An 18,287-nucleotide genomic window follows, 5' to 3' on the forward strand; every position below is an offset into this window, starting at 1 on the left:
TTAAGCCCGCCAGAGCCGATGGTACTGCCGTAACAGGTGGGAGAGTAGGTCGGTGCCACCCCTTTTTTTGAACGCCTTACAGCTAACCCTGTGAGGCGTTTTTGTTTGGTAAAAACGCTTTACCAAAAATCAGTTAAATAATGTTAATCACTTTTGCGCTTTAACATATTTGTGTATCTTTCAATATTTTCCTGATAAAAGAAATCAGGTTGTTAATAATACATTAAAACTATCATAATGATACTATACAGGCGTTTACTGCTTCTTTTTTTACTAATATATAGTCCTTTTATAAGCCGTTCACAAAGTAATGACTCGCCAAAACCAAACTGGCAGAATCTTGATCTTTCTCAGGATGGTGTTTTTGGTATCAGCACGGAAAAAGCCTATGAAACCTTGTTAAAAGGTAAGAAAAGTAAAACGGTGATCGTTGCCGTAATAGATGGCGGTGTGGATGTAAATCACGAAGATTTAAAGAATATGATCTGGGTTAATCCGAAAGAGGTTGCAAACGATGGTAAGGATAACGATAAGAATGGATATATAGATGATATTCATGGCTGGAACTTTATTGGTTCTGCTAAAGGCGATGTTCATTATGACAACCTGGAAATGACCCGCCTGGTTCGGAAGCTACAGCCTAAGTATGCCAGTGTGCTCAACTCAACTCCTCTTACTCCGGAAGAACGGAAAGAATTCGGTGAATACAAAAAGATAGTTACCGAATACATGGATAAGCTACAGAACGCACAGTTGGGCGAGGCCAATATTTCTGCTTTAAAAAAGTATAGCGATGAAATTAAAGCTAAGATCGGTAAAGATGAGCCAACACTGGCAGATTTTGAGGCTTATACGCCGGCGAATGATCTGCAATCAAAAGCATTAAAAGTAATCAAGTCATCTTTAAAGAAAGACCCGAGCTATAAGAAATTCGAGGAAGATCTGAATGATGCCTACAAATATTACACTGCAGAGGTAAATTATCATCTCAACATGGATTTTGATCCGCGGGATGCCGTGGGAGATAATTACGATGATAAGCTGGAACGCTATTACGGTAATAACGATGTAAAAGGCCCCGATGCCATGCATGGTACACATGTGGCCGGAATTATTGGCGCCGTACGCACCAACAACATCGGGATAAAAGGCGTTGCAGATAATGTGAAAATTATGTGCGTACGCACTGTTCCGGATGGTGACGAGCGGGATAAGGATGTTGCCAATGCCATTCGTTATGCTGTAGATAACGGGGCAAAAGTGATCAACATGAGTTTCGGTAAGTCCTATTCTCCCGATAAGGCCGTGGTTGATTCGGCGGTGAAGTATGCCGTATCGAAAGACGTGTTATTAGTGCATGCGGCGGGTAATGACACAAAAAATACCGATAAGGAATCTAACTATCCTAACCGTAACTACCTGGATACGGCCGGTGTGGTGAAGGGAACAGTAAATGATTGGATCGAAGTAGGCGCCAGTAGCTGGAAGAATGATGACAGCTTAGTTGCCGGATTTTCTAACTATGGGAAACGGGCGGTAGACGTTTTTGCACCCGGTGTAAAAATTAACTCTACTATTCCCGATTCAAAATATAAAGAACTGGAAGGAACCAGCATGGCCTCGCCGGTAGTAGCCGGATTAGCAGCGCTCATTCGGTCGTATTATCCAAAGCTCAGCGCAGCACAGGTTAAAGATATTATCTTGAAATCGGTAGTGAAAGTTGATCATAAGGTTAAGGTTTCTATAGATGGTAGCAATCAGCGGGTAAACTTCTCTGATCTGTGTACTTCCGGCGGAATTGTTAATGCCTATAATGCCTTATTGCTGGCATCAAAAACCAAACCGGAGTAAGTTCCTTTAGGTTCGGATGATAAATCCGCAGTTATACCATCCCAATTATAAAATCCGGATGAGCAGTGTGTCAAAATTTTGGCGTCATTTCGACGATGAATGAGAAGACCACGAAGTAGCTACGAAGTAAATCTGCTGCAGAAGTGCATTTGAATGAGATTTCTCACCGCTCCGCCAACTGCGGATCCGTTTCGAAATGAAGGCTTTTGGGACAGCCCCTTTTATCGTTTTAATGTATCCTCCGGGTTTTAAAACCAGATGCCGGCTTTCACATTGATATATTTGCCTTCATTTGAGATACCATAAGATCCGGAGAGAATAAATAATTTGTACAGGTTTAGCCAGAGGCCAGGGCCATATCCCGAATGCCATTTGGCAGATTCGGGTACATCGCTGTAAACTCTTCCCGAATCAAAAAAGCCGAATATGCCGATGTTGCCGCTTAACAGGTAATTCCTGAAATCTGTTACCGGAAAACGCAGTTCGGCATTCTCATATAAATAGCTCCGGCCAGAGAACCGGTAATTGCGGTATCCCCTGAGGTTGGTATTTCCGCCAAGTGCATTTGCCTGAAAGAATTTATAATTGCCAATATTGCCGGTACCGCCTAAACGAAGCGCTGCCGTTACCGGGAATTGAAAGTTTGGTGTAAAATAAAAGGATACAGCGCTTTTTAGCTGCAGGAAATGATTGTTGCTATGGCCTAATCCATGAAAATAGTTCACTTCATTGAGCCATTTTACGCCTGAGCCCGGAAACTGTGGATTATCCGTTACATCTAAAATAGCGTAATAACGACCAGTTAAGTATCGATGAGCGGATCCAACATCAGCTTTGTCGGGGAAAGTTTGAGCATTAACAAATCTGTTTGGCGTATTGATGATGTTAATATAATCAAATCCCGGCCCTATGCCCATACTAAAGGCTTTATTGAACCGGTATTGAATATAAGGCGATATACTGAAATTTTTGGAGCGTACCCGGTAAAATAGATTGGGATCGCCGGGATTAGCCGTAGAATTTCCCTCGCCGTAATAGTTAAACACATTTTTAGGCCCGTTTAAATGCGCATTGATAACCAGATCGGTATTCTGGCCAAAGAGGGAATAGAATAGACTACTACCTTCTATCACATAAGATGCATTTTTCAGGGAGATCAATCCTTTCAGCTTATGGATTGCAACATAGGGTTTATCCCTGAAACCATATTTTTTATAATTGTAGCCCAGGCCAAGTATCAGGCCGTCATCCTGGTTTAAATCGGCATCAGGAAGAATTGATGTCGCGTTGTACGAAAACGGATTAGTGGAATACTCAATAATATTCCGGTTGCTGGTTTTTACAATGCGGGTATCTGCTGTTTTCTGCAACGCCAGGTCTGCCGATTTTGAGGTGTAGACCATCATCCTGTTTTTATTTTCGGAAGTGATGATCTTACTCTTACCATCGCCGTCAACAATACGCACCTTAACGGGATGTGTATCAGAATACCCCTTAATAATAATGCTGTCTTTTCCTTTAAGCGGATAAATGTTCAATTGTGCGGTTTGCCGGTTTAGGAATGTCCGGTTATAAATTTCCCGGTCAACGTTTCTGTGCTTATCGATTTTATTTACGGTTAACTGCGTGGTACTGTCAGACCGGGTAATTGTAAATAATTCATTTTTGTCCGTACCGGCAACAGTAACCTCGCGGGCTAAAATGTTATAATATATTTCCGCTACTTTATCCAACCCGTTCCGGCGTGATTTCAGTTTCGTGATCAGTTCTTCGCCGGATAACCGGAATGCTTCTGCGGGCATTTTATGAACAGCATTACTGATCACTTCATCGGTGAGTTTGGTTTGCATATCCCGGCTGATACGCTGCCAGTCTTCAAGTGATAATTTGTTCAGAAAGTTGCGGTCGAGGTTTCGGGCGGCAATGGACAGCTTAGCAGGATCTTTGATCTCCGTTTCAAACGATTGCAGATCCGGAACAACATGGCTCATTAATCCGGGTAAAATGCCATCGTACTTTGCAAATGCCTGGTCTCTGTCGCGGGGTATCGGACGGTATATTGAACCTTTCTCCTTTTTAAATTCGGCCCAACGCCACTGATCTTCGTGCCGGTCCCAATCGCCAATCAGCATATCAAATAACCGGCATCGTAAAAACATTTCCTGGTCAACCTCGTCATCATTGTCATCCTGAAGCTTTTCGTACAGTTTGGGTGTTCCGATAGCGTTTTTGGCATTGCCGAATGAGTTGAAATCGGAAACATCTTCGTCCGGGCGGGCTTCGATATAGCCCAATTTACCCCCAACCTGTTGTATATAAGGACCCAGCAAAGGACTGTAAGGCATGTATACCAGCTTGGGTTCCGCATAGTAAATGCCGATTGCTTTTGCCATGTCGGGGATAATAAGCGCTCCATACGGGTGGGCTGACGATATCTGGTCTTGCATCAGGTCATCGGCAAATGTTTTACGTAAGCCCTCTGGTAAAAGCTGGGCCGGGTCTTTTTCAATCGAGCGGAACTGGTAAACATTGCCATCTTTTCCCTGCAATTGTAAAGAAGTGGTTTGATGGCCGCCGCCCATTTTAATGGGAGTAAGTCCACCGGCATAAGTGCTTAAATCGAGGTAAGGTACATTCACCGGAGCCGCCCAAACATCACGATAGTGCTTGCCGAGCCAGCGTTGTTTGGCTTTGCCGGCTTTATATTCCTTGCCGGGCGCTAAAATTTTGGAACTGTCTGCATAGTTGATGCTTTTTTCCTGTGCTATAGCCGTGGCTTTTTGTGGCGGTATGGCATACAGCGGAGCCCGGAATACCAGCTTGCCATCAGCGCCATCGCCAACAGGCTGCCAGAACTCTACCCAGCATTCGCCATTGTCGTAATAATTTAACCGTGAAAATCCTTTGGTGCCATAAGCGAATAAAGCGCCGTTGCCGTGAACTACATTGTTTGATTTGCTGCCGGCGCCACTAACAATATGGTTAATGGAACCGTAACGGTTTAGCTGTAAGGCATGCTCGTGGCCAGCCGCTATAACTATGCTTTTTTCGTCCTGCAAAGCGGCCAGTAATCCGCGTTTTAACTGCTGGTATTTTTTATTGGAAATATCCTGCCGTGAAACGCCATATTGACGCAGGAGCGGATAGACGGAGCCTATTACAGGTAATGGAATATACAGGTTATCGCGAACCAGCGTTAAGGGAAATATCCAGTCTTTAACACTGAAATGTCCGCCGTGTATGCCGTTGCTGAACAAAGGGTGATGTTCCGCAAGCAGGATGTTTTTGCCTTTATTGCGTCGTACAATATCTTTTACCTGGTTAATAATGTCAATTGGCGTGGTTGCTGTGCAGTCTGTAGGTTTCTGTTGCTTGCTTAGCCACCATTCGCTGTCAAGAATAATGACTACAAGGTTATCATTTACCGCTAATTCTACCGGGCCGGGACATCCGTTGAGCGGAAGAAAAACGTTTGGCTTATTGTTAAGGTAATTGGTGATAAATTCCTGCTCCCGAAGTACCGCTTCAAGACCTCCCGCCCGGCTTTCATTCCAGTCATGGTTGCCCGGAATAAAAATAACCTGTCCGCCGAAATTTTTCACAGCGTCCATTTGAGCTACAATGCGACGTTCTTTCTCTTTACGGTCGGGCGCATTGGGTTCGGGCATGCCGGTTTCGTAAATGTTATCGCCCAAAAACAGTACTAAATTTTTATTCGCTGATTTTGCCTCCTGGCTTACCGAATCGCTATAGCTAAGCTGATGCTGCAATAACTTTAATGTTGGCTCTTGTCTGCCTGCATCCGGATTACCGGCATCGCCGATAAGGAAAACAGAATATTTCAGATGAAGACTATCCGGGGGAACGGCCTGCTGCTGCCAGTGTTTATGGTTTTTATCATAATAGGGCTTCCGGCTGGCACAGGCACAGCATAGGCTGAGAAAAATGATAACGATACAGCGGAGGGTATTACTACTCATAGGCTATTTCAATAATATTTGCCGGATGCTTGTTGCCTTCATTAGAAATAAATAATCTTCCGTCTGAAGTAAACGCAATTCCTTCGGGCTGGCTAAATTCTTTGCCTGACAGTTTTATAATCTGATTGATGGTTCCATCGGGTTTCATTACTGCAATAATATTGTTAATGGAAGACAATATGAAAAGCTGCTGGGTCTCAGGATGTACTGCCAGCGCTGATGTACGGAAAATCTTGTTCATATTTTCATTGCCCAGGGCCTTCAGGAATTTTTTAGAAGCCTCTTCCAAACCGTCGCCTTTAAAAAAGGCGGCAATTTTATCCAGATCGATAGTATGTATCGGCGTAGTATTAACCTGATGCTGGGGCAGGCTGATCTCATAAACATCTTTTAATTCTTTCTTACCGGCAACCAGTCCCTTATCTTTCGGAGCAATTAACAGCCGGTTGCTGGCTCTATCGTATGTAAGTCCTTCAATATTGTTTTCATCGTTAAACGGAGTTTTAACCTCGGTGATCTCACTGTTGAACTTGCGAAAATCTTTAATCTGGTACAGCTTGCCATTGCTTTTTACCACGTAAATATCGTTGCCAACTACCGTCAAATCTTCATAATCGCCATCATTGGCAAAGGTTTTGGTGCCTGTAATTTTTTTGTCTTTGAGGTTATAGAAGTAAATTATTCCGTTTTCGTCCTCAACCGCGGCAATAGTAATACTGTCAATGAACGCGATGCCTGATATCTCTTTTAGCTCGGCAGGCATTTCATAAAGCTGTAAAATACGGGCTTCTTTTACAGCGCTGTTGCTTTTGCCGGCGAATATATCCTGTTTGGTATCCTTGTTTTTAGATTTGCTGCGAACGCAGGCCCAACTGAGCAATATTGCCATCAGCAAAAAAGTAAAGAGTCTGTTCATAATACCTAAGTGTAACAGCTATAACCAAGTTATTATTTATTGGTTTGATATATCAGCCTGATTTCTGAAAATAGTTGCCGTTGGGATATTTAACAAAAGCAATACCCTTATGATAAACTGATTGTCATATCAGGACATCATAAGGGTAATAATATCAGAATTTAACAGGCCGAATGAAACGATTACCGGATAAGCCTATTTGGCATTTTTAACATACTTCTCCAGCCATTCATTTTGTTCCCAGAGCATGTGCAGCAGGTTTTCTTTGCCACGGTAGCTGTGAGCTTCGTATGGTAGAAAAACAAAACGGACAATACCGCCATTTCCTTTTATGGCATTAAATAAACGTTCGCTGTTAATAGGGAATGTACCCGGATTATCGTCAGCATCACCATGGATTAAAAGGAGGGGCGTTTTTATTTTATCAGCATAGCTGAATGGACTCATTTCATAATAGAGTTGGGGAGCTTCCCAATAGGTACGGTCTTCGTTCTGGAACCCAAACGGTGTTAATGTACGGTTGTAGGCGCCGCTTCTTGCTATTCCGGCTTTAAACAGGCTGGTGTGGGCCAGTAAGTTGGCGGTCATAAATGCGCCATAGCTGTGTCCGCCAATGGCCATTCGGTTTTTATCGCCAACGCCAAGCTCTGATAGTTTGTTAATGGCCGCTTCGGCATTTAACCGCAGCTGTTCAACAAAGGTATCGTTGGGTTTTTTGTTATCTTTTGCCACAATAGGCATTTCAGCATTATCCAGAACGGCATATCCCTGGGTTACCCAGAAAATGGGTGAGGCCCAGCTGATGGTGGTAAACCGGTATTTTGAGCCTCTGACCTGTGCCGCATCAGCCGCCGAATGAAATTCTCGGGGATAGGCCCATATCAGCGTGGGAAGGGGGCCATCTTTTTCTTTGGAATAACCTTTGGGCAAATACAGGTTCCCGGTCAGGTCAACGCTATCGGTACGTTTGTATGAGATCTTTTGCCTGGTAACGCCTGCCAGTTGTGGATAAGGATTAGCAAAATCTGTTATAGGTTTGCCGGCTGCTCTTGAGCTTAAAGCCTTGATATAATAGTTGGGTACTTCGGTTTGCGATTCCTTCCTGGTAAGCAATACCAGTTTTTTAGGATCGATCACCTCGCTTACATACTCGTAATATCCTTCGGCACAACGCCACAGGATAGTATTTTTTTTAGTTTTTAAGTCAAACTTTGCCAGAAACGGAAGATCTCCCTTGGGCGAGGCGCCTGTAGTATTGTTCATTAGCAGCTTAGTATTGTTGTCGAGTGTTAAAATGACGTATCTGCCAAATTGATTTTTGGTTTTTACAGGCTCTCCCGGATCATGATAAGCATCGGTGGTGTTACCTTCATAAAGTGTTTCGAGTTTGCCTGTTGAAGGATTATAGCGGCTAACGGTATACGTTTGTTTGCTTTGCAGTCCTTCTTCAACCAACGCAAGCGAGGCATTACCCCATTGAGTTCCACGGTAGCGGGTTGTAGTTTTAAATAGCTCTTTGGGTGGGCCTGTAAATGGGGCGGATAAAGCATAAACCACATCATGGAACGGAACTTTTTGTTTTATCAGCCCGCTGTCTAAAGGCTGGCACCAGGTAATTGTTGCCGGTTCGTCATCACGCCAGTCGAAGCTGCGGGGTATATTCTGAACATTATCATATCCCGATGGTTTGCTTTCTGCAGAAGGAAGACGGGCCAGTGTTTTAACCGTCTTGCCGTTTATATCGGCTATGCTTACCACCGATGAGAACCCGTAAGCGGTAACCAGGTATGAAAATGGTTTTTGAAGGGTGCGTATAAGCAAATAATTTTTATCCGGCGATAAGGTTACCGAAGAATACATAGCCGGATCGCCAATTTTTGTCTCGATGCCATTTTTGTTTTGCACCAGTTGCGATGTAGCGTAAAATTCAAATAACTGCTCGTCGTAAGGGTTTTTGATCAGATCCTGGTACGTTCTGCTCGGAGCGGCCTTGCCCAGGTTTTGCTGGATAGCAGGGCCTTGGGGTACCGGCGGCCTTGCCGGAGCTTCCGAAGCATCTTTTATCACGGTTCTGTATATCAGCGTGTTATCGTCTATCCACGAAATGCCGCTGCTTAAAACTATGTTTAGCGGTTGTTTATTTATCCGCGTGGCGGTATGGGCAGCCACATCAATAATATACAGGTCAACCCTGTTCCGGCTTGTATTGATAAAAGCTATTTTAGTTTCAGACGGGCTCCAGCTAATATTTCCTGCATACAGGGGCGAGGGAAGCCCGGTTACCTGGAATACGTTATTGCTTTTTATGTTTTTTAGCGAAAAGTTATTGATAAAGGTTTGCCGGCTGGGAGCAAAATTGCCGGGATTGATACGCAGGCCGGCAATCCGGTATTCGGGCCGGGCCAGTTCTTCAACCGAAGGATAAGAATTACGCTCACACAGCAACAGCCATTCGGCCTTGCTGCCCACGCTGATCGAGGGGGTGGGCGGTGCAAGTAACAGATCGGCAATAACCTTTGGAGGCATTTGATAATTAACTGCATCCTGGGCAAATAAGCAGCTAAAAAAAAGCAGGAGAAATGTTGATAATATTGTTTTTTTCATAACACCGAATTAAATTATTCTAATAAAAAAAGTCCCGGAGTAAAGTACAGAATTGATATTTTTTAATAAGAAGCAGGATGTATTTTTAATACATCGTAAGCAGCGCTGTGCGATAAAAAGACTAAAGCATATCCGGCTAAACGTTACTGTTGCCCTGGCAGACTAACCGTAACAGCATGCAATTATACTAATTATTTCGTCCTGATAAAATGCACGGCGGAAAAAGGAATAAAAAGCGCTAATATCCAGGTTGTTCGTGGTGAACGTAATACGTTTTGGAGCATGTTTCAATTTCATAGATGCGGTTTGTGCATGGACGGTGAGAACATGATCTCATAAAATTTAAACAGTTTCTAAATACTATGCGGATATTGCTTTTTTTAGAATAAATAGTCATATTGCAGTGAGTATTTGTCCATTTAATGATTCAGCGGACTAAAGAGTGAGGTTAAGATGGGAGTTTATAATTTAACATTTGAAAAAAAACTCCTTGAACAGATTGCAGCAGGTGATCAGGCTGCATTTAAGCTTGTTTTTGATACCTATAAAGGCAAGATCTACACCTTTGTACTCAGCTTCATCCACTCGCCGGTAGATGCAGAAGAAATTGTACAGGAGGCTTTTGTATCGTTATGGCAACAGCGGGATAAGCTGCTTGCGGTTGAGCATCCCAGAAATTATATCTACACCCTGGTGCGCAATAAAACCCTGCGTTATATTGATAATGTTATACGGGATGAAAAAGCCCAGCGGGTGATCTGGGCCAATATGCAAATGGAGGTTAATTATACGCAGGAGGCCATAGAATTCCAGGAAAGTATGCGGTTAATTAACCAGGCCTTATCCATGCTGCCCGAGCAGAAGCAGAAAATTTTTAGAATGTGCCGTAACGAGGGGCTAAGTCATGAAGAGATAGCGGCACAAACCGGGCTCTCCAAAAGCCGGGTTAAAAACATCATGGTAGAGGTGTTAAAGTATCTTAAAGTCTTCATTGCAGATTCAGCAAAGCTGTTAGTCATCCTGCTGTTGAAATTTTTTTAAAAATATTTTCCTGCACCCGGTCCTTTCCCTAAGGTTATGTAACTATAAAAAACAGGTACATCAACGCAAGTTGTTATAGCGCAATTATGGATACACAACAGGAAAGGTTTACATTTCTTTTAGACAGGTATTTGAAGAAAGCATCGACCCTGGATGAACTGCGGGAGTTTTTTTCGTTGCTTAAACAGCAAAGGTTCAGGGACGAGTTTGAAGCTGCAATGAAAAACGGTTTTGATGCTGCCGTTCCCTGTGCCGAAGTGCATGCTGTTGACTGGGATGAAATGTACGCCAGCATCATATCTCAACCACATAAAACCGTGAAACCCGTATGGGGTAATTGGGCCAGGGTAGCAGCCGTGCTCCTGGTAATATGCGCTACATCCATAGTATTATGGCGTGTAAGGCAAAACACCGGACCGGTGAAAAAAGATATGGCCTCTGTACAAACGGATATAGAACCCAGTAATAAAAAAGCGATACTCCGTTTAGACAATGGGCAAACTATTATGCTTGATGGTAAGGGGGTGCTGGAGAGCCGGGGCGGAAACAAGGTCAGGAAAACAGCTTTAGGGATACAACTTTATTTTGATAACACTGCAGATAACAAGTTGGCCGAAGTGCATACCGTTACGTTAACCACGGCTACAGGAGGGCAGTATATGCTTATTTTGCCCGATAACAGTAAGGTGTGGTTAAATGCCAACTCTTCCATTTCATTCCCGTCGGCTTTTACCGGCAATGAACGCGATGTAGAGGTTAGGGGCGAGGCCTATTTTGAGGTTAGTAAAGATAAGGAGCATCCTTTCAGGGTAAAAAGCGGTAATTCTACTGTTACCGTTCTGGGAACACATTTTAATGTTATGACCTATGATGATGAGCCAAGGTCGGAAGTTGCCCTTGCCGAGGGTTCTGTCAGGTTAGATCTGGGTACAAGTTCATGTGTTCTTAAGCCCGGGCAGCAGGCATCGTTCAGTAACCGGTCCGATCATATCAGGATCAGCCCGGTTAGTATAGAGGATATTGCCGGGTGGAAAGACGGGTTATTCCAGTTTGATAATACGCCGGTAACACAGGTAATGCGCCAGCTACAAAGGTGGTATGATGTAAAAGTGGCCTACGAAGGTGGCCAGCCCGACATTGCAATTACTGCGATGATATCCAAAACCAACAAGATCTCTAAGATACTTGATCTGCTTACTGAATCCAGCGGATTAACTTTCGAAGTAAAAAATAAGATAGTCACAGTAAAATCACAAGCACGAAGGGAGGCCGGAATGAAAAAATAAATACATGGAAGCAATAGCGCTTTGCCTTATCATGAACCGATGAGCATGACATAGGCTGATCTATAAAACAGGAGCAAGTAATAAAAAACAAAGGGAGCGCTGGCACGCCCCCCTGAACAATTTGAGCCTGTTTACCTACAAGCAATTAACGGCATAATAAACTTTAACTCAAACAGTCAAATGTATGAAAATTTACACGCATTGTAAATGTGGCTTACGGTACAATAAACCAAACAAAACACTGCTGATTATGAAATTAACCCTTGTTTTTATGGTCGCGGTATTCTTACAGGCGCATGCCATAGGATATGCCCAAAAGGTGACCATTTCAAAGGAAAATACCAGCTTAAGAGACCTGTTCAAAGAAATAAGAAAACAGACCGGCTACGATTTCATTTTTAATAGTGAAGTAATTAACGAAAAAGGCTTATTCTCCGTACAGGTAAAGAACAAAGATCTTTCAGAAATGCTTACAGACCTGTTAGCGCCAAGTCATCTTACGTTCTCCATTAAAGATAAAAATATTATTGTAAAGCAGGCTTCGTATGTACAGCCCGATCGTGTTATTTCGGGTAGAGTGGTTTCAGAGAGCGATGGTTTGCCGCTGCCGGGCGTTTCTGTTAAAATAAAGGGAACCCTTACCGGAACGTCTACCAATGCTAACGGGGAGTTTAGCATCCGGGTATCAGATAACGATGTGCTGGTGATCACCATGATCGGTTTTAAAACCAAAGAAGTGCTAACTGCAAATGTAAACACGTTTAACATTAAGCTGGCAGAAGAATCTAAGGCCCTGTCTGAAGTGGTTATTACAGGGTATCAGAATATCGAGAAAAAACTGTTTACCGGGGCCGCCACAAGTATTAAAGGTGCCGATGTAAAGCAAGACGGTGTTGTAGATATAAGCCGTATGCTGGAAGGCAAGGTAGCCGGGGTATCGGTACAAAATGTTTCAGGAACATTTGGCACGGCTCCTAAGATACGCGTTCGTGGGGCAACATCCATTTCCGGCGAGAATAAGCCCTTGTGGGTAGTTGACGGCGTGGTGCTTGAAGATATAGTCAATATATCGAACGATCAGCTTTCGAGTGGCGATGCCCTTACCCTGATCGGCTCATCGGTTGCCGGTATCAATGCCAATGATATTGAGAGCCTAAATATCCTGAAAGATGCCTCGGCAACTGCCTTATACGGTGCAAGGGCCATGAATGGTGTAGTAGTTATTACCACTAAAAAAGGCCGTTCAGGTAATACCCAGATCAACTATAACGGAAATTATTCTACATTTCTTAAGCCCGACTACAGTACCTACAACATCATGAACTCTGCAGACCAGATGTCTTTATATGCAGAAATTTATCGTAAAGGCGGGTTAACAGCAAATATTGTAAATGGAAGAGACGGAGGCGTATTTGCCAAAATGTACCAGGAAATTAACCGTTACGATGCTACTACCGGCCAGTTTGGTGTAGAAAACACGCCCGAGGCCAGGGCCGCATTTTTGCAGCGTTATGCCAGGGCCAATACCGACTGGTTTGGCTTACTTTTCAGAAATTCATTTGTGCAGGAACACTCGCTAAGTATTACATCAGGTTCTGAAAAATCACAGCATTATTTCTCTATGGGATATTATGATGACAACGGGTGGTCTATTGCAGATAAAGTTAAACGCTATACCATGAACCTGCGGGGAAACTATAACGTGTCTCCTAAAATAAACGCCGGTATACTGGCAACAGGGGCCTTCAGGCAGCAGCGGGCTCCCGGTACGCTGGGCAGAACAAGCAATGTGGTAGAAGGTAAATACACCCGCGATTTTGATATAAACCCCTTTAGCTATGCCCTGAATACCAGCCGTACCATGACCGCCTACGATGAAAATGGTAACCTGGAATATTTTACCCTGAACTATGCCCCCTTTAACATCATCAATGAACTGAACAATAACTACATTGACCTGGATATGCTGGATATGAAGCTTCAGGGAGAGCTCAGCTATAAATTTATTAAAGATTTCCAGTTCAGGTCGCTGGGCGCCATCCGTTACGTAAAAACCACGCGTGAGCATAAGATCACCGAATATTCTAACATGGCTACAGCATACCGGTATGCACCAAACAGTACCATTGCCAATGCCAATATCTTCCTGTACGATGATCCCGATCACCCGGAAATTACCGACCGTGAAAGTGTATTGCCAAAGGGTGGCTTTTACAATCGTAATGATGATAACCTGCTTAATTTCAATGTGCGCAACCAGGTTGACTGGAGCCATAAATACGGCAAAAATTATGTAAGCGGATTTATAGGGCAGGAAATAAAGTTTACTAACCGCCAGAACTCTTTTAACAACGGGTATGGTTACCAGTATGATAAAGGCGGTATTCCGTTTACAGATTATAGAATTATCAAGATGCTTTTAGAGGCAAACTATAATTATTACGGAATGAGCCAGCTTTATGACCGGTATGCGGCTTTTTTCCTGAACGGGCAGTATGCCTATAACTCGAAATATATATTTAACGGAACGTTCAGGTACGATGGCAGTAACCGTATGGGCGAAAGCCGTACCGCAAGATGGTTGCCAACCTGGACAATAAGCGCTGCCTGGAATGCCGATGAAGAGCCGTTCATAAAGAAGATCAAACAGATAAGCTACCTTAAAATAAGGGCTGGTTATGGTTTAACGGCCAGCATGGGTAGTGCCACAAACTCTTCTGTTGTGCTTACCAACAGTACTACGCTGCGCCCTAACCTGTCTGAAGTTGAGCCCCGTATTGTGCTTAGCAACTTAGAGAACTCTGAGCTAACCTGGGAAAAGCAATATGAAGCTAATGCGGGTTTTGATATGGGATTGTTAAACAGCCGCTTAACACTCAGTGTAGATTATTATAACCGCCGTGGTTTTGACCTGATCGGCGATGTGCGAACATCGGGAATAGGAGGCGAATATACCAAAGCAGCTAACTATGCCGATATGAGATCGCATGGTATTGAATTTACAGTGGGAGGCACAGCCGTAAAATCGGCCAATTTTAGCTGGTCGCCGCAAATAACCTTTGGTTACAATACCAATAAAATAACCAACCTGAAAAGCACACCGCGTATTTATGATCTGATCATCCCGGAAGGGGGAGCAAAAGAAGGCGGCGCTGTCCGCGGATTATACTCCATCAATTTTCAGAAACTACAGCAGGTTGGAGTGCCTACATTTATTGATGAGAACGGCGATATCTCAAGCAATGTATACGTACAAAGTGTAAACACAGATTACCTGATCTACGAGGGGCCGGTTGATCCTACCATTACAGGCGGATTTAACAATAGCCTGAAGTATAAAAATTTTTCACTGTTGTTCAATATCAGCTACCAGGCCGGTAATAAGATCAGGCTGAACAATGTATACAGCACCAGTTACGACGATGTGGATGCATTGCCCAGGGAATTTTTAAACCGGTGGACGCTTCCACTGGACGAAAATTATACCAACTCGCCTTCGCTGGCAGATTACCTGCTGAAAAAGGAATTGAAGGACATCTATCCGTATACAGCTTATAACTATTCGAGCGATCGTGTTGCCGATGGGTCTTTTGTCCGGTTAAAATCAGCAGCGCTGATGTATAATTTCCCCGCCAAATTCACTAACCGTATTGGTTTACATACCGCCTCGCTTAAATTTCAGGGTAATAACATCTGGCTGATCTATGCAGATAAGAAGCTGAAAGGACAGGATCCCGAATTCTTTAGTTCTGGTGGAGTAGCCTTGCCTGTTCCGCGTCAGTTTACCTTAACGCTAAATGTTGGAATTTAAAACTAAAAGAAAATGAAAAAAACAGCGCTATATATTCTTGTCATCATGGCCTCTTTTAGTACAGGATGTGAAAAATATCTTGAACATGCGCCAGATCAGCGTACTAAATTAAATACGCCCGAAAAGGTATCTGAGCTATTGGTTACAGCCTATCCGTACGGAAGTTATATTTTACTTGCCGAGTCTATGTCAGACAATCCTTCATTTAACAGTACATCGGGCGATGACCGTGAAGTTATCCGTGAGGGTTATTTCTGGAGAGATATTTCAAGCACAGCACAAGATACCCCAACGTATTACTGGAACGGCTGCTATGACGCTATAGCAGCAGCCAACCAGGCCCTGGACGCCATCAGTAAGGCTCCCGATCCTGAAAATTATACGGCACAAAAAGGTGAGGCCCTGGTTGCAAGAGCCTACGCCCATTTTATGCTGGTAACATTTTATGCAAAAGTGTACGATCCTGAAACTGCAGCCACCGATCCGGGTATACCCTATGTGCTTACGCCAGAGTCGGTTGTGTTTAAGCGTTACGACCGTAAAACCGTGGCTTATGTATATGAGCAAATTGAAAAAGATCTGCTGGAAGGTATTCCCCTTATCCGGGATAATAGTTACACCGTGCCGGCATATCATTTTACCAAAAAAGCTGCTTACGCCTTTGCCACACGTTTTTATCTCTTTAAAAGGCAGCCTGAAAAAGTGATAGAATATGCTAACCTGGCTTATCCCGGTAACAATTTTGCAGCCAATGTAAGGCCGTGGTTATCGTATGCCGGTTTTGCCGGCTCAACAGAGATCAAGCAGGCCTTTACCAGTGCCAGTAATCCCGGTAATATTTTGCTGGGCGAAACAATTTCATGGGCGTCCAGGTATTATCCGCAAGCGATATATTCATTCTCACAAAACAGGTTAAACAGCATTACAGCCCCGGTAGGTGTGTCGTTCTCAGCTTACCGTAAATATTCATATTCCAGTACCTTTTACTATGTACCTAAGCTGTATGAGCATTTTGTTCGTACCAGCATTAACGCTACTACCGGTAAAGGGTATAATATGATACCACTGTTAACAACCGAAGAAGTATTGATGAACCGGGCCGAAGCATATATTATGCAGGGAAATTATAGCGATGCTTTAACTGATTTCAACACACTGATCAGCACCCGCGTAACAAATTACTCGCCAGGCACGCACAACCTTACCGATGCGAAGATAAAAAGTTATTATGCCTCAAAAACAGAAGATACCAAAGAGGCTTATACCATGGCTTTGCTGGATATTAAACGGGCAGAATTTATATCAGAAGGTATGCGGTGGATGGATATACTGCGCCATAAGCTGCCGGTAACCCATATTATTGACCCGGATGGTCATTCCATTGAGTTAGGTGCCAATGATAACAGGCGGTTATGGCAGTTGCCGGCAGAAGTAGTATTATCTGGTGTTGCCCAGAATCCACGTTAATTATTAATCGTTAACTTAAATAGTAATGAAAAGATTTAGCTTAATATTCGCGGCAGTGGCCATACTGGTTTTTCATGGCTGTAAAAAAGATGAAAATCTTGATCGTGAAATAGTAGGCCTTGGCGGCGATACCTGGCCGCAAACGCCGCTTGATGAATGGTTATATGCCAATTTTACCCAGCCTTACAATATTGGTGTCAAGTATCGCTGGGATGGTACAGAATATGATAACAGCAAAACCCTGGTGCCCCCAGAGGTATCAAGAGTACAACCGTTAATGGAATTGGTAAAAACAGCCTGGATCGATCCCTATGTTGATCAGGTTAATCCCGATTTTATTAAAACATACGCTCCTAAAAACTATGTGTTGGTTGGCAGTTTACAATATAATGCAGGTGGTACGGTAACGCTGGGAGAGGCTGAGGGAGGCATCAAGGTTACATTATATAATGTAAATAACTTTACAAACACTGATCGAGCAGTTTCCAAGCGTGTGCTTAAAACCATTCATCACGAATTTACACACATATTAAATCAAACCATTATGTATCAGAAGGAGTTTCCTTACATTACTCCCACAGGATACACTGCAGATTGGAACAATAGTTCTGCTTATGCGGCAAATGGCTTTATTTCACAGTATTCGCAGGCATCTCCTGTAGAAGATTTTGCCGAGATGACCTCGATTATGCTTACAGAAGGGAAATTAGGTTACGAAACGCTCATAAAATCATATTCATCTACAGCATTAGCTTCTGTCAGGAAAAAAGAAGAGCTGGTAATAACTTATTTTAAACAAGTTTGGGGAATTGATTTTTACGCACTGCAGAACCGGGTGCAGGCAGCTTTGAACAGCACCGCTCCCGAAGATATTACCGCCTATTTGGGAGCAGGCAAAATGTACACACTGCTAACGCCTAATACCACCATTGGTATGTCGGCAGACTTCACACAAGTATATAATGCGACTAAAACCGGTTTATTTGGCTATGGGAGCCGGGTATTCAACAACTTTACCCTGGTTTATAGTAATGCCGGCCAGGTAATATTGCGGATAAATTATACCAACTCTTCCGGCTCAGTTTTAAATGCCAACTTTACGTACGATATAACAACCAATGCCAATGGTCGCTTTACGTTAACATTAAACAGCCGGGATGGTAATGCCAACGGTATTGCCCCGTATGTTACGGCCCTGACCGATTATTTAACGCAAAACCAGTTCGTATACCGGTACTTCTACAGTAACGATTATGTGAACATGTACATAGGTTTGGCAAAAGCCAATGACAGCAGCTCATATTTTTACGGAACAGCAGGAAATTAAACAG

At 43.4% G+C, this 18,287-nt stretch carries 9 protein-coding genes; 6 read left to right on the forward strand and 3 right to left on the reverse strand.

Features of this window, described 5'->3' with window-relative positions; genetic code table 11:
* The first annotated feature begins 237 nt into the window (after positions 1 to 237).
* A complete protein-coding gene (locus FW774_RS11830; protein WP_149348412.1) occupies positions 238 to 1,851 on the forward strand; it encodes a S8 family peptidase in 1,614 nt (537 codons plus the stop codon).
* Positions 1,852 to 2,099: 248 nt separating this feature from the next.
* Here FW774_RS11830 and FW774_RS11835 read toward each other — a convergent pair whose 3' ends face one another.
* The 3 genes from FW774_RS11835 to FW774_RS11845 all read right to left on the reverse strand — a co-directional run bounded on the left by FW774_RS11835 (position 2,100) and on the right by FW774_RS11845 (position 9,351).
* Entirely contained in the window at positions 2,100 to 5,831 is a 3,732-nt protein-coding gene (locus tag FW774_RS11835) for a BamA/TamA family outer membrane protein (protein ID WP_149348413.1), read from the reverse strand.
* Positions 5,824 to 6,747 carry an SdiA-regulated domain-containing protein gene (locus FW774_RS11840; RefSeq protein WP_149348414.1) on the reverse strand — a complete coding sequence of 308 codons (924 nt, stop codon included), beginning with the start codon at positions 6,745 to 6,747 and terminating at the stop codon, positions 5,824 to 5,826. Before FW774_RS11840 ends, FW774_RS11835 begins: the two co-directional genes overlap by 8 nt.
* Before the next feature lie 195 nt (positions 6,748 to 6,942).
* Positions 6,943 to 9,351, reverse strand: a complete 2,409-nt coding sequence (locus FW774_RS11845; RefSeq protein ID WP_149348415.1) for a prolyl oligopeptidase family serine peptidase — start codon at positions 9,349 to 9,351, stop codon at positions 6,943 to 6,945.
* Positions 9,352 to 9,804: 453 nt separating this feature from the next.
* Between FW774_RS11845 and FW774_RS11850 the strand changes: the two genes are divergently transcribed.
* The 5 genes from FW774_RS11850 to FW774_RS11870 all read left to right on the forward strand — a co-directional run bounded on the left by FW774_RS11850 (position 9,805) and on the right by FW774_RS11870 (position 18,283).
* A complete protein-coding gene (locus FW774_RS11850; protein WP_149348416.1) occupies positions 9,805 to 10,392 on the forward strand; it encodes an RNA polymerase sigma factor in 588 nt (195 codons plus the stop codon).
* An 86-nt stretch (positions 10,393 to 10,478) separates the two neighbouring features.
* Entirely contained in the window at positions 10,479 to 11,678 is a 1,200-nt protein-coding gene (locus FW774_RS11855; RefSeq protein WP_149348417.1) for a FecR family protein, read from the forward strand.
* Positions 11,679 to 11,928: 250 nt separating this feature from the next.
* The gene (locus FW774_RS11860; RefSeq protein WP_242457808.1) at positions 11,929 to 15,489 is read left to right on the forward strand and encodes a SusC/RagA family TonB-linked outer membrane protein; all 3,561 of its coding nucleotides are present in this window, start codon (positions 11,929 to 11,931) and stop codon (positions 15,487 to 15,489) included.
* Between the two features lie 12 nt (positions 15,490 to 15,501).
* Positions 15,502 to 16,956: a RagB/SusD family nutrient uptake outer membrane protein gene (locus tag FW774_RS11865; RefSeq protein WP_149348419.1), complete on the forward strand. Its 1,455-nt coding sequence runs from the start codon at positions 15,502 to 15,504 to the stop codon at positions 16,954 to 16,956.
* A 25-nt stretch (positions 16,957 to 16,981) separates the two neighbouring features.
* Positions 16,982 to 18,283 carry a putative zinc-binding metallopeptidase gene (locus FW774_RS11870; RefSeq protein ID WP_149348420.1) on the forward strand — a complete coding sequence of 434 codons (1,302 nt, stop codon included), beginning with the start codon at positions 16,982 to 16,984 and terminating at the stop codon, positions 18,281 to 18,283.
* The last annotated feature ends 4 nt before the right edge of the window (positions 18,284 to 18,287 follow it).

The sequence above is a fragment of the Pedobacter sp. BS3 genome (genome assembly GCF_008274585.1).
GTDB lineage: Bacteria > Bacteroidota > Bacteroidia > Sphingobacteriales > Sphingobacteriaceae > Hufsiella_A.